This window comes from Citrobacter sp. wls706 (assembly GCF_005281305.1).
Taxonomy (GTDB): domain Bacteria; phylum Pseudomonadota; class Gammaproteobacteria; order Enterobacterales; family Enterobacteriaceae; genus Citrobacter; species Citrobacter werkmanii.
On sequence record NZ_SZXG01000030.1, the window covers coordinates 339,896 to 352,548 of the forward strand.

Here is a 12,653-nt window from a genome sequence, read left to right on the forward strand (position 1 = left end):
TTGATTTAGCTTAGTAAGGCGTGGCCGCTTTCATCGCGCTGACAAAGGCTTTCAGCTCCGCCAGCATCTGCTCAGGCGCGGCAACATTCTTCTCAATGATTTTCACAATCGCTGAACCGGAAATTGCCCCGGCAGCACCGGCTTCAATCGCGCCGGTCACCTGGTCAGGTGCAGAGATACCAAAGCCCTGTAATGACGGAGGAGCACCATATTCTTTCAGCTTTTGGACCAGATGATGCAGCGGTAACGCCGCACGATTTTCAGCGCCAGTCACGCCGGCACGCGAAAGCAGATAGGTATAGCCGCGACCGTAAGAGGCAATCTGGCGCAGCAGTTCTTCATCAGCGTTCGGCGGGCAGATAAAAATAGGCGCAATGTTGTGGCGGAGCGCCGCAGCTCTGAATGGCGCAGACTCCTCAACAGGCACATCTGCCACCAAAACAGAATCCACGCCGACTTTCTCGCACTGAGCGTAGAATTCGTCAATACCCTTACTGAACACCAGGTTGGCATACATCAGCAGACCAATTGGAATGGTGGGGTGTTTCTGACGAATCAATGCCAGCATCTCAAAGCATTGTGACGGTGTCACGCCCGCGGCAAATGCCCGCAGTGTAGCTTCCTGTATGGTCGGACCGTCCGCCAGCGGATCGGAGAACGGAATGCCGAGTTCAAGCGCATCAGCGCCAGCTTCAATCAGCGTATCAATGATTTTCAGTGACTGTTCGACCGACGGATCGCCCAGGGTTACGAAGGGGACAAAAGCACCTTCTTTGCGGTCCTTCAGCTGTGCAAAAAGATTTTCGTAACGTTCCATCAGATTTCCCCTCGCGCTTTCAGAATATCGTGTACGGTGAAAATGTCTTTGTCGCCGCGACCGGAGAGATTAACCACCAGTAACTGCTCTTTTTCCGGATTCTCACGCATCATTTTCAGGGCGTGTGCCAGGGCATGGGAGGATTCCAGCGCCGGGATGATCCCCTCGTGCAGACACAGCGTTTTAAAGGCTTCCAACGCTTCATCGTCAGTGATTGAAACATAATCGGCGCGACCGATGCTGTTCAGGTAGGCATGCTGCGGCCCGACAGACGGGAAATCCAGACCTGCGGAAACAGAGTAAGACTCTTCAATTTGTCCTTCTTCAGTCTGCATCATCGGGGATTTCATGCCAAAGTAAATCCCGACACGACCATGTTTCAGCGGTGCGCCGTGTTCACCGGATTCGATCCCGTGACCGCCTGGCTCTACGCCAATCAGACCGACGCTGGTTTCATTAATAAAATCGGCAAACATGCCGATGGCGTTAGAACCACCGCCCACGCAGGCGATAACAGCGTCCGGCAAACGACCTTCTTTTTCCAGAATCTGCGCTTTCGTTTCTTCGCCGATCATGCGCTGGAACTCACGTACAATGGTCGGGAAGGGATGCGGTCCCGCCGCTGTCCCGAGCATATAGTGCGCGGTATCGTAGCTGCCAGACCAGTCGCGCAGGGCTTCGTTACAGGCGTCTTTCAGCGTTGCAGAACCGCTATGAACAGGAATGACTTCTGCTCCCATCAGACGCATACGGAAAACGTTAGGCGACTGACGCTCAACGTCTTTCGCACCCATATAAATACGACATTTCAGCCCCAGCAATGCACTGGCCAGCGCCGATGCAACGCCGTGCTGACCCGCGCCGGTTTCGGCGATGATTTCCGTTTTCCCCATACGCTTCGCCAGTAACGCCTGACCCAACACCTGGTTAGTTTTGTGCGCACCGCCGTGCAATAAATCTTCACGCTTAAGATACAGCGTGGTGTTGGTCCCGTTAGTAATGTTCTGGCATTTGGTCAGCGCGGTTGGACGACCAGCATAGTTTTTCAGCAGATCGGTAAACTGCGCCTGAAACTCAGGATCTTTTTGCGCGCTGACGAAAGCTTCTTCCAGTTGACGCAGGGCAGGCATCAGAATTTGTGGCACATACATACCGCCAAATTCACCAAAGTACGGATTGAGTAATGTTGTCATGTCCTTTTCCTTAATATGCGCGCAGCGTCTGAAAGACCGAAGCCAGGAGTCGTGCATCTTTGATGCCCGGCTGTGACTCTACGCCAGAATTAAAATCGAGCCCGGCACAGCCGGTTTTTGCCGCGTTGACACAGTTATCGGCGCCAAGTCCGCCAGCCAGTAAAACGTTATCCAGCGATTGCCCGCCTAAAAGCGACCAGTCGAATCGTTGACCGCTACCGCCCTGGCCGTTGTCGAACACGTACTTATCGACATGCTGATAATCCCTGGCTGGCAACGTTTCGCTCACGCTCAGCGCTTTCCAGATTTGCACCTGTTTGGGCAGCGCATCGCGCAGGGCGTCAACATAGGTCTGATCTTCGCTCCCATGCAGTTGCACTGCACTCAGTCCCAGGGCCAACGCTTTGTCGCACACCTCGGTAATCTCGGTGTTACGGAACACGCCGACATACTGCAATGGCGCACCGCTTATCACTTCTCGCGCCTGCTCAACGCTAACCGCGCGCGGAGATGAGGGCACGAAAATCAACCCGCCATATATGGCACCCGCTTCATATGCCGCGTTTGCATCCTGAGCCCGGGTCAAACCGCAGACTTTGTTCTCACCAAGCAGAACCCGACGCACGGCGGCGTGCAGGTCATCATGCGACATCAGCGCAGAGCCAATCAGAAAACCGTTGGCGAAGTGGCTAAGTTCGCGTACCTGGCCGTAGGTATTAATACCGGACTCGCTGATGACGGTTACGCCATGACCCAGTCGCGGCGCCAGTTGGCGGGTGCGGTTCAGGTCAATCGACAGATCGCGTAAATCACGGTTATTGATACCAACGACTTTGGCGCCCAGAGCGATAGCACGCTCCAGCTCTTCTTCGTTACTGACTTCGGTCAGAACACCCATCTTCAGACTATGGGCCACGGCGGCGAGTTGACGATATTGCTCATCGTCCAGCACTGACAGCATCAGCAGGCAGGCGTCCGCCTGGTAGAAACGCGCCAGGTAAATCTGGTAAGGATCGATAATAAAGTCCTTACACAGGATGGGCTGCGACGCGATACGGCTGACGATGGGCAGGAAATCAAAGCTGCCCTGGAAATATTTTTCATCGGTCAGTACGGAAATCGCAGATGCATAATGTTTATACACGTCCGCAATCAGTGCCGGGTCGAAGTCATCACGAATCACGCCTTTCGATGGTGAGGCTTTTTTGCACTCCAGAATAAAGGCGGTACGCGCGCCTTGCAGCGCATCGTAGAAATCACGAGCGCTGGGTTGTACGTCATTTTGAAAGCTGGCCAGCGGTTGTTGTTGTTTCCGGGCTTCTACCCAAATCGCCTTGTCAGCGACAATTTTCGCTAAAACGGTTTGCATCATTTACCCTCTTGCTGCCAGCGCAGTGACACGGTCATAGGCCGCGCCGCTACGCAGCACATTAATCACGGTTTGCGCATTGGTTTTTAAATCTTCTTCACCGTGCAGGCGCATTAACATGGCGACATTCGCGGCAACGGCTGCTTCATGAGCGGCTTCACCTTTACCTTGTAACAAGCGACTAAGAATGTCACGGTTTTCTTCCGGCGTGCCGCCCGCCAGCTGTTCCTGATGGTAAGGCGTCAGGCCAAAGTCTTCCGCCGTCAGTTGATAGCTCTTGATTTCGCCATCATGCAGCTCTGCCACAATAGTCGGCGCATGCAGCGAAACCTCATCCATGCCGCCGCTATGTACGACCGCGGCACGCTGATATCCCAATACGCGCAGCGTTTCGGCAATCGGCAGCACCAGTTCCGGGCTGTAAACGCCGATCAGCGCCAGCGGTGGATGCGCCGGGTTAATCAACGGACCGAGTACGTTAAACAGCGTGCGGGTTTTCAACTGTTGGCGTACCGGCATGGCGTGGCGAAAACCGGTGTGGTATTTCGGTGCAAACAAGAAGCACACACCAAGATCGTCAAGCGCCTGACGGGATTTATCGGCGTTCATGTCCAGATTAATGCCAAATGCCGCCAACAGATCCGAAGAGCCAGATTTGCTGGAGACGCTGCGGTTGCCGTGTTTGGCCACTTTCAGTCCACAGGCCGCCGCAACGAAAGCGCTGGCCGTGGAGATATTGATACTGTTACTACCGTCACCGCCGGTACCGACAATATCGGCAAACAGATAATCAGGGCGCGGGAACGGGGCGGCGTTTTCCAGCAGCGCGGTTGCCGCACCGGCAATTTCATGCGGGTGTTCGCCACGAATTTTCATGCTCACCAGGGCCGCAGCGAGTTGTTCCGGCTTCAGTTCACCGCGTACTACGGCAGAGAACAGCTGGTGGCTTTCCTGTTGGGACAGCGTCTGAGCCTGATACAGTTTCTCCAGAATAGGTTGCAGCGTATTGGTCTGCTCGAGTTTCTGTTGCGCCCAGGCCAGCGTTTGCTCCAGCAGAAGCGCGCCCTGGGTGGTGAGGATCGATTCCGGATGGAACTGGAAGCCACACACGCGATCGGTATCGTGACGGACCGCCATCACCATGCCGTTAAAGTGGGCGTTGATGGTCAATCCGGCCGGAACGTTGCTGCCTACAAGCGAGTGGTAACGCGCTACCGGCAATGGATTCGCCAGACCGCTGAACATTGCCTGACCGTCGTGTTCAATGCTGGACGCTTTACCGTGCAGGATCTCGCCTGCCTGACCGACATAGCCGCCGTAGGCTTCAACAATCGCCTGATGCCCCAGACAAATACCGATAATCGGCAGCTTGCCGCGCAGGCGAGTTAACAGCTCCGGCATGCAGCCCGCTTCGCTTGGCGCACCGGGCCCCGGAGAGAGCATCAGCACCGGGTTTTTCATGGTTGCTAAGCGGTCAATTAACGTCTGGGCCGGAATATGGTTGCGGTAAATCACCACGTTATGACCGTTAGTACGCAGCTGATCCGCCAGGTTATAGGTAAATGAGTCGATGTTATCGAGCAGCAGAATGTCAGCCATTAGAAAGTCTCCTGTGCGTGGTGCGCGGTGGCGATAGCACGCAAAACCGCACGCGCTTTATTACGGGTTTCATCGGCTTCAGACTGCGGAACAGAATCCAGAACAATCCCGGCACCGGCTTGTACGGTGGCAATACCGTCTTCCACGAGGGCGGAACGAATCACAATACAGGTATCCAGATCGCCATGGGCGGTAAAGTAGCCTACCGCGCCGCCATAGCTGCCACGGCGACGACCTTCGGCCTCGGCGATAAGCTGCATGGCGCGAACTTTCGGCGCACCGCTTAGCGTGCCCATATTCATACAGGCGCGGTACGCATGCAGCACATCCAGATCGCTACGCAGTTCGCCGACTACGCGGGAAACCAGGTGCATCACGAAGGAGTACCGATCCACTTTGGTGAGGTCTGCAACGTAGCGGCTACCCGGCGTGCAGATGCGCGCCAGGTCGTTACGCGCAAGGTCAACCAGCATCAGGTGCTCGGAAAGTTCTTTATGATCGGTACGCATCTCCAGCTCGATACGGCTGTCGAGATCGCGGTCCAGCGAGCCATCCGCCCGGCGACCGCGCGGACGCGTTCCGGCAATCGGGTAGATCTCAATCTGCCGGCTGGTGGCATCATATTTCAGCGAGCTTTCCGGAGAGGCGCCGAACAGCGTGAAATCGTTGTCCTGCATGAAAAACATATACGGGCTGGGATTACTTTTCTTCAGCACATAGTAGGCCGCCAGCGGTGACGGGCAGGGCAATGAGAAACGGCGGGACGGAACTACCTGGAAAATCTCGCCTGCGCGAATGGCTTTTTGCATCCCGCGCACCACAGCGCCAAATTCTTCATCGCTCTGGTTACATTCGCAGCGCATCTGCGGAATTTCTGTCACGGGCAGCGGCGGCGCAGGCTCGGTAAGCTGCTGACTCAGTTGCGCCAGACGAGCGTTCAGACGCTGTTTTTCGCCATCGCTGGGGGTAAACACGCTGGCCTGAATGCGGGTACTTTTCTTCTGGTGGTCGATGACCATCAGCGTCTCTGCCAGATAAAAGCAGTAGTCCGGGCAACGATTGCCAGCCTCAAGTTGAGGTAAATCCTCAAAACCGGCGACCAGGTCATAGGAAAACAGACCGCCGAAGAACATCGCTTCACGTTCTTGCGCAGGGACATTGACCAGTTCCTGTAATAAACGAAAAGCGTCAAATACGGAAAGGGAACATAAGCGGGCGTCCTCATCCAGCAACGGGCTTACATTGGGAAATTTCAAATGGCGAATGTTCGGCTGTTGTTCGTTTTCAACGCCAGCAGGCAGCGCAGCATCCAGCAGGGGTAGCAGCGATGCGCCGTTCGCGGATAGGGCCTTGATAGTGACAGTGTCACCCAGAGCGGTGATGCGCAACGCGCTGTCGACCAGCAACAAGCTCTTCAGATCATCTTTGCTATTAATATCTGCGGATTCAAGCAGCAGCGTCGCTGGACGCGCGCCACACACCTGATGAAACAGCGCTGTTGGATTCTCACGGTAGGCGGCATCGCAGGTAAGCAGTTCGAGTGTCGGTTTTTGTGTTTGCATCGTTGTTCTCATTAATTTTGTTCAAAAAAAAGCCCGCTCAGTTGGCGGGCCGGGTATCTGGTTGCATATTGCAGACGTAAGACACTGCCCGAAATCAGGAAGTGCGCCACCAACCGTGCAGGACAAATGTTGCTTTCATCTCAGATACCTTCTTCATGTGAACTTGCGTACTAGTTAACTAGTTCGATGGAGTAAAGTCAACACCTGATTTCAGTAAATTTGTCGAAACCGCTATGATGGGCGCGTTACGACATTTATTTAAACGGGAGCCGCCTTGAGCGACACGAATTACGCAGTGATTTATGACCTGCACAGTCATACTACAGCCTCTGATGGGCGATTAACCCCTGAAGCCTTAGTACACCGTGCGGTAGAGATGCGAGTCGGTACACTGGCGATCACCGATCATGACACCACGGCTGGTATTGCCGCGGCAAGAGAAGAAATTTCACGTTCGGGTTTAGCGTTAAATCTGATCTCAGGTGTTGAGATTTCTACGGTGTGGGAAAATCATGAGATCCATATTGTGGGTCTGAATATTGATATTTCTCATCCACTGATGTGCGAGTTTTTGGCGCAACAAACGGAACGTCGTCAGCAGCGCGCGCGCCTGATTGCTGAACGACTCGATAAAGCGCATATTCCCGGCGCATGGGAAGGCGCGTTGCGTCTGGCTGATGGCGGGGCGGTCACTCGGGGTCATTTTGCGCGTTTTCTGGTGGAGTGCGGAAAAGCCACGACAATCGCGGATGTTTTTAAAAAATACCTTGCCCGTGGGAAAACCGGTTACGTTCCGCCGCAGTGGTGTACAATAGAACAAGCTATTGATGTCATTCATCATTCTGGCGGTAAGGCAGTTCTGGCTCATCCTGGGCGGTACGATCTTAGCGCTAAGTGGCTGAAAAGACTGGTTGCATACTTCGCTGAACACCGTGGTGACGCGATGGAAGTGGCGCAGTGCCAACAGTCTCCCAATGAACGCACCCATCTGGCGACGCTTGCGCGCCAGCATCAATTGTGGGCATCGCAGGGATCTGATTTTCATCAGCCCTGCCCGTGGATTGAACTGGGTCGTAAACTCTGGTTGCCCGCGGGCGTAGAAGGCGTCTGGCAACTCTGGGAACAGCCCGAGACCACAGAGAGGAAAGTATGAGCCAGTTTTTTTATATTCATCCCGAAAACCCACAACAGCGACTGATCAATCAGGCCGTTGAAATCGTGCGTAAAGGTGGGGTGATCGTCTATCCAACCGATTCCGGCTATGCGTTGGGCTGCAAAATTGAAGATAAAGGCGCGATGGAGCGCATTTGTCGCATTCGTCACCTGCCGGATGGGCACAACTTTACGCTGATGTGCCGTGACCTGTCCGAACTGTCGACCTATTCGTTTGTCGATAACGTGGCTTTTCGTTTGATTAAAAATAATACGCCAGGCAACTACACCTTCATCCTGAAAGGGACGAAAGAAGTGCCGCGCCGTTTGTTGCAGGAAAAACGTAAGACCATCGGCCTGCGTGTGCCGTCGAATCCGATTGCGCTGGCGCTGCTGGAAGCACTGGGCGAGCCGATGCTCTCTACATCGCTGATGCTGCCGGGCAGTGAATTTACCGAGTCTGACCCGGAAGAGATTAAGGATCGTCTGGAGAAGCAGGTGGAGCTGATTATCCACGGCGGCTATCTCGGCCAGCAGCCGACCACGGTCATCGATTTAACTGACGATTCTCCGGTGGTCTTGCGTGAAGGCGTCGGCGACGTTAAACCTTTCTTATAAGGGCGCGAACCGCTATACTACGCGGCCTTAAAATGGCGCTGACTGGTGCCGTTGATTCTCCTGTTCGACGCCTGTGAAGGCGACATCTAAAGGAAGCTCTATGAGCGAAAAGTTACAAAAAGTGCTGGCGCGCGCCGGCCACGGTTCTCGCCGTGAAATTGAAACCATTATTGCCGCGGGCCGTGTGAGCGTTGATGGCAAAATTGCCACGCTCGGCGATCGCGTTGAAGTGACGCCGGGTCTGAAAATCCGTATCGACGGTCATCTGATTTCAGTTAAAGAGTCTGCGGAACAAATCTGTCGCGTTCTGGCCTATTACAAACCAGAGGGTGAACTGTGTACCCGTAACGACCCGGAAGGTCGTCCGACCGTATTTGATCGTCTGCCAAAACTGCGCGATGCGCGCTGGATTGCCGTGGGGCGTCTGGATGTGAATACCTGCGGTTTATTGCTGTTCACTACCGACGGTGAACTGGCAAACCGTCTGATGCATCCAAGCCGTGAAGTTGAGCGTGAATATGCGGTGCGTGTGTTTGGTCAGGTTGATGACGCGAAACTGCGCGATCTGAGTCGTGGCGTACAGCTGGAAGATGGTCCGGCGGCGTTTAAAACAATCAAGTTCAGCGGTGGTGAAGGGATCAACCAGTGGTACAACGTCACGCTGACTGAAGGACGTAACCGTGAAGTACGTCGCCTGTGGGAAGCTGTAGGCGTGCAGGTAAGTCGTCTTATCCGTGTCCGTTACGGCGATATCCCGCTGCCGAAAGGCCTGCCGCGTGGCGGCTGGACGGAGCTTGATCTTGCGCAGACCAACTATTTACGTGAACTGGTGGAGCTGAAGCCGGAAACGACCTCTAAAGTTGCCGTCGAGAAAGATCGTCGTCGTATGAAGGCGAACCAGATCCGTCGTGCGGTGAAGCGCCACTCACAGGTCGGCAGCAGCCGTCGTCCGGGTGGTCGCAGCAACAACGGTTAATCATGACCAGGCCTGATAAGCAAAGCGCCATCAGGCGTTAGCGTGGAGCCGGATGCGGCAAAAGCGCCTTATCCGGCCTGGTGTCAGTAATCAATTCCCATCTGAGCCTTCACGCCTGCTTCAAACGCGTGCTTAACCGGGCGCAGTTCGCTCACCGTATCTGCTAACTCCAGAATATCGCGATGACATCCCCGACCGGTGATAATCACCGTCTGATGGGCAGGACGCGTATTTAAGGCATTGATAACCTCTTCAAGCGGCAGATAGTCGTACGCAACCATATAGGTCAGTTCGTCCAGGATAACCATATCCAGTTCAGCATCAGCCAGCATTCGCTTTCCATGTTCCCATACGGCCATACAGGCTGCGGTATCCGACTCGCGGTTTTGCGTGTCCCAGGTAAATCCTGTCGCCATAACCTGAAACTCTACGCCATGGGGTTCGAGTAAGTTTCGTTCACCGTTTGGCCAGGTACCTTTAATAAACTGCACCACGCCGACTTTTTTACCATGGCCCACCGCGCGCGTGGCGGTCCCGAACGCAGCGGTGGTTTTACCCTTACCGTTTCCGGTGAATACGATAATGATCCCGCGTTCATCCTTTGCAGCGGCAACGCGGGCATCAACCCGCTCTTTAACGCGCTGCTGGCGCTGCTGGTAGCGTTCTTCACTCATTGAGCTATTCCTGGTTTACGGCCCGGCTGGGCATCGAAAGTCATACCGGTTTTACGGCGGCTGTCATCGCCCATCAGCCACAGGTAGAGCGGCATAATATCGGCGGGGGTTTTCAATTTTTGCGGATCTTCAGTTGGAAATGCACTGGCTCGCATCCCGGTACGCGTACCGCCTGGATTGATACAGTTTACGCGCAGGTGACGGTTCTGATATTCATCTGCCAGAACCTGCATCATGCCTTCGGTAGCGAATTTGGAGGTAGCATATGCGCCCCAATTGGCGCGTCCCTGGCGACCGACGCTGGAAGAGGTAAAGACCAGCGATCCGGCATCGGATTTCAGCAATAGCGGCAGCAATGCCTGGGTCAGCATAAAGGTGGCATTCACATTTACCTGCATGACATCTTGCCAGATCTGCGGATTTTGTTCACTCATTGGGCAAATATCGCCGAGTAATCCGGCGTTATGCAGTACGCCATCCAGACGCGGGAATTGTGCGGCAATGCGCTGCGCAAGCTGGTGACATTCTTCAGAGGTACAGGTCAGTAAATCCAGTGTAAACCACTGTGGGTGTGTTCCGTTTTCATCGGCGATAGTGCGGGCAACCTGACGCAGTTTTTCTTCGTTACGCCCAAGCAGGATAACGGTCGCGCCATAGCGTGCATAGGTCTGCGCGGCTTCGCGTCCGATACCATCGCTGGCACCGGTGACAAGAATAATGCGGCCCTGTAAAAGGTCTTGTTTAGGTTGGTAATGCACGGCTACTCCTCGGCGACGCCCTGGCCATCTCGTTCGCAATAACTTTTGGGCTTTATGCCTTAAACCCTGTTCTTTTTCAATCAGCCAAAGGCAATAACACCGCAAAATTAACGCTTTGTCATGCTTTTTGCTGATTCAGCACCAGGATGGATGAAGCAAGACGGGTTAAGCAGCCTGTTGTACACTGAGCGGGAATAGCGTTGTTTAACCAAGGTGGGTCTCGTGGAATTGTTGTCTGAATATGGGCTGTTTTTGGCAAAAATTGTCACTGTCGTGGTGGCTATTGCGGTAATTGTGATGCTGATTGTGAACGCGACACAACGCAAGCGTCAGCGCGGGGAGCTGCGGGTTGTTAACCTCAGCGAGCAATATAAAGAGATGAAGGATGATCTGTCGCTGGCATTACTGGACGGGCATCAGCAAAAATTCTGGCATAAGGCGCAGAAAAAGAAACAGAAACTGGAAGCGAAGGCAGCCAAGGCAAAAGCGAAACTGGGAGACAGTACGTCATCTGATAAACCACGTGTATGGGTGCTGGATTTTAAAGGCAGCATGGACGCCCATGAGGTCAGCGCGTTACGTGAGGAAGTGACGGCGGTGCTGGCAGTGGTTAAACCGCAGGATCAAGTGGTGGTTCGCCTGGAAAGCCCGGGCGGTGTGGTTCATGGTTATGGCCTGGCTGCATCGCAGTTACAGCGTCTGCGCGATAAGCAGATCCCGTTGACCGTAACGGTGGATAAAGTCGCCGCGAGCGGTGGGTATATGATGGCCTGCGTAGCCGATAAAATTGTCTCGGCACCGTTTGCTATCGTCGGGTCGATTGGCGTCGTGGCGCAGATCCCGAACTTTAACCGCTTTCTGAAAGGGAAGGATATTGATATCGAACTGCACACCGCCGGACAGTACAAGCGTACGCTGACACTGCTGGGTGAAAACACGGAAGAAGGGCGGCAGAAATTCCGCGAAGATCTGAATGAAACCCATCACCTGTTTAAGGATTTTGTGCAGCGCATGCGTCCGACTCTGGACATTGAGCAGGTTGCCACCGGCGAACACTGGTTTGGGCAACAGGCGCTGGCGAACGGGCTGGTGGATGAAATCAATACCAGTGATGAAGTGATCCTCGGGCTAATGGAAGGGCGCGAAGTGTTGAGCGTTCGCTATATGCAGCGCAAAAAACTGATGGATCGCTTTACCGGGAGTGCGGCTGAGAGCGCCGATCGTTTGCTGCTGCGCTGGTGGCAGCGGGGACAGAAACCGCTGATGTAAAATTGTCATTGCCGGATGGCGTGAACATCGCCATCCGGCAAATCATTTCTTGTATTAATCGATCAAGTGATACTTTTCAGAAAGTACGTGCGCCAGGTGCTTAAACATATTAAACACTGCCGTACTTTTGGGCGTCGGAAGCCCTTGCTCGTCTAAAAAGTAATCGCCGCTGAAAACCAGCACGCCATTTCGCTGCGTAACGCCGGTGGCGACAATCCCCGCCAGCGTGTCCTCATGCTCACGAATGATTTTGTTGGCTTCAATCAGCAGCGTTTCGCGATCGATAGGTTGCGTGTCTTTATGCATTATTTACTCCTTAAACAAGGACATTAGTCTACGCCGAGCCCGGCTTATGGGCAAATATTCCCTGACATAAATGAAGGTCTTACGTCAGGGTTGCAACTGGCGAGATTTGTTTTTGCATGCTAATAAAGTTGCGTAACGCATTTTATCAGGTACAGTGTGACGCTTTCGTCAATCTGGCAACAGATTTGCTTGACATTCGACCAATACTTCGTCGTGCTATAGCGTTTGTGAGCAAAAAAGCCTGTCAACTCAGTTACATGAGAGTTACATTACAAGCGCGAATCAGTTTAAGGGGTTGATATCCGCCGACGCAGAGACCATATCGATGTCTCGTCGCCAGTGGAAGGTGAATCAACGTGC

At 53.9% G+C, this 12,653-nt stretch carries 13 protein-coding genes and 1 other annotated feature; of the genes, 4 read left to right on the forward strand and 9 right to left on the reverse strand.

What is annotated here, in order from left to right; all coding sequences use genetic code 11:
* Nucleotides 1-10 precede the first annotated feature (10 nt).
* The 6 genes from trpA to trpL form a co-directional block, all read right to left on the reverse strand.
* Nucleotides 11-817, reverse strand: coding sequence for a tryptophan synthase subunit alpha (gene trpA / locus FDW92_RS09560; protein ID WP_042308062.1), 807 nt, complete (start codon nt 815-817; stop codon nt 11-13).
* Nucleotides 817-2,010, reverse strand: coding sequence for a tryptophan synthase subunit beta (gene trpB / locus FDW92_RS09565; RefSeq protein ID WP_042308063.1), 1,194 nt, complete (start codon nt 2,008-2,010; stop codon nt 817-819). The genes trpA and trpB overlap by 1 nt, the downstream gene beginning before the upstream one ends.
* A 10-nt stretch (nt 2,011-2,020) precedes the next feature.
* Complete coding sequence (gene trpCF, locus FDW92_RS09570) at nt 2,021-3,379, reverse strand: bifunctional indole-3-glycerol-phosphate synthase TrpC/phosphoribosylanthranilate isomerase TrpF (protein ID WP_042308511.1); 1,359 nt, start codon at nt 3,377-3,379, stop codon at nt 2,021-2,023.
* Nucleotides 3,380-3,382: 3 nt separating this feature from the next.
* The gene (gene trpD / locus FDW92_RS09575) at nt 3,383-4,978 is read right to left on the reverse strand and encodes a bifunctional anthranilate synthase glutamate amidotransferase component TrpG/anthranilate phosphoribosyltransferase TrpD (protein WP_038640980.1); all 1,596 of its coding nucleotides are present in this window, start codon (nt 4,976-4,978) and stop codon (nt 3,383-3,385) included.
* Nucleotides 4,978-6,540: an anthranilate synthase component 1 gene (locus FDW92_RS09580; protein WP_042308066.1), complete on the reverse strand. Its 1,563-nt coding sequence runs from the start codon at nt 6,538-6,540 to the stop codon at nt 4,978-4,980. Before FDW92_RS09580 ends, trpD begins: the two co-directional genes overlap by 1 nt.
* 23 nt (nt 6,541-6,563) lie before the next feature.
* Nucleotides 6,564-6,658 (reverse strand) — a sequence feature (Trp leader region).
* The gene (gene trpL, locus FDW92_RS09585; RefSeq protein ID WP_012905981.1) at nt 6,635-6,679 is read right to left on the reverse strand and encodes a trp operon leader peptide; all 45 of its coding nucleotides are present in this window, start codon (nt 6,677-6,679) and stop codon (nt 6,635-6,637) included. (Overlaps the previous feature by 24 nt.)
* 135 nt (nt 6,680-6,814) lie before the next feature.
* Here trpL and rnm point away from each other — a divergent pair, with 135 nt between their 5' ends.
* From rnm to rluB, 3 genes are all read left to right on the forward strand, one after another.
* Nucleotides 6,815-7,693 (forward strand): RNase AM, encoded by an 879-nt coding sequence (gene rnm, locus FDW92_RS09590; RefSeq protein ID WP_042308068.1) that lies wholly within the window; start codon nt 6,815-6,817, stop codon nt 7,691-7,693.
* The gene (locus FDW92_RS09595) at nt 7,690-8,310 is read left to right on the forward strand and encodes an L-threonylcarbamoyladenylate synthase (RefSeq protein ID WP_042308069.1); all 621 of its coding nucleotides are present in this window, start codon (nt 7,690-7,692) and stop codon (nt 8,308-8,310) included. Before rnm ends, FDW92_RS09595 begins: the two co-directional genes overlap by 4 nt.
* 100 nt (nt 8,311-8,410) lie before the next feature.
* Nucleotides 8,411-9,286 carry a 23S rRNA pseudouridine(2605) synthase RluB gene (gene rluB, locus FDW92_RS09600; protein WP_038640972.1) on the forward strand — a complete coding sequence of 292 codons (876 nt, stop codon included), beginning with the start codon at nt 8,411-8,413 and terminating at the stop codon, nt 9,284-9,286.
* A gap of 83 nt (nt 9,287-9,369) precedes the next feature.
* On the opposite strand, the gene cobO is transcribed toward rluB, so the two are convergent.
* Nucleotides 9,370-9,960 carry a cob(I)yrinic acid a,c-diamide adenosyltransferase gene (gene cobO, locus FDW92_RS09605; protein ID WP_042308071.1) on the reverse strand — a complete coding sequence of 197 codons (591 nt, stop codon included), beginning with the start codon at nt 9,958-9,960 and terminating at the stop codon, nt 9,370-9,372.
* On the reverse strand, nt 9,957-10,718 hold the full coding sequence (locus FDW92_RS09610; RefSeq protein ID WP_042308073.1) for a YciK family oxidoreductase: 762 nt from the start codon (nt 10,716-10,718) through the stop codon (nt 9,957-9,959). The genes cobO and FDW92_RS09610 overlap by 4 nt, the downstream gene beginning before the upstream one ends.
* Before the next feature lie 222 nt (nt 10,719-10,940).
* Between FDW92_RS09610 and sohB the strand changes: the two genes are divergently transcribed.
* Nucleotides 10,941-11,987, forward strand: a complete 1,047-nt coding sequence (sohB, locus tag FDW92_RS09615) for a protease SohB (protein WP_042308076.1) — start codon at nt 10,941-10,943, stop codon at nt 11,985-11,987.
* Between the two features lie 54 nt (nt 11,988-12,041).
* Here the strand turns inward: sohB and FDW92_RS09620 are convergent, their stop codons facing one another.
* A complete protein-coding gene (locus tag FDW92_RS09620) occupies nt 12,042-12,293 on the reverse strand; it encodes a YciN family protein (protein WP_003020616.1) in 252 nt (83 codons plus the stop codon).
* Nucleotides 12,294-12,653: the final 360 nt, after the last annotated feature.

Bases quoted from the DNA above. Each gene is read 5' to 3' on its own strand.
- trpA (WP_042308062.1), bottom strand. From the start codon at position 817: ATGGAACGTTACGAAAATCTTTTTGCACAGCTGAAGGACCGCAAAGAA.
- trpB (WP_042308063.1), bottom strand. From the start codon at position 2,010: ATGACAACATTACTCAATCCGTACTTTGGTGAATTTGGCGGTATGTAT.
- trpCF (WP_042308511.1), bottom strand. From the start codon at position 3,379: ATGCAAACCGTTTTAGCGAAAATTGTCGCTGACAAGGCGATTTGGGTA.
- trpD (WP_038640980.1), bottom strand. From the start codon at position 4,978: ATGGCTGACATTCTGCTGCTCGATAACATCGACTCATTTACCTATAAC.
- FDW92_RS09580 (WP_042308066.1), bottom strand. From the start codon at position 6,540: ATGCAAACACAAAAACCGACACTCGAACTGCTTACCTGCGATGCCGCC.
- FDW92_RS09595 (WP_042308069.1), top strand. From the start codon at position 7,690: ATGAGCCAGTTTTTTTATATTCATCCCGAAAACCCACAACAGCGACTG.
- rluB (WP_038640972.1), top strand. From the start codon at position 8,411: ATGAGCGAAAAGTTACAAAAAGTGCTGGCGCGCGCCGGCCACGGTTCT.
- cobO (WP_042308071.1), bottom strand. From the start codon at position 9,960: ATGAGTGAAGAACGCTACCAGCAGCGCCAGCAGCGCGTTAAAGAGCGG.
- FDW92_RS09620 (WP_003020616.1), bottom strand. From the start codon at position 12,293: ATGCATAAAGACACGCAACCTATCGATCGCGAAACGCTGCTGATTGAA.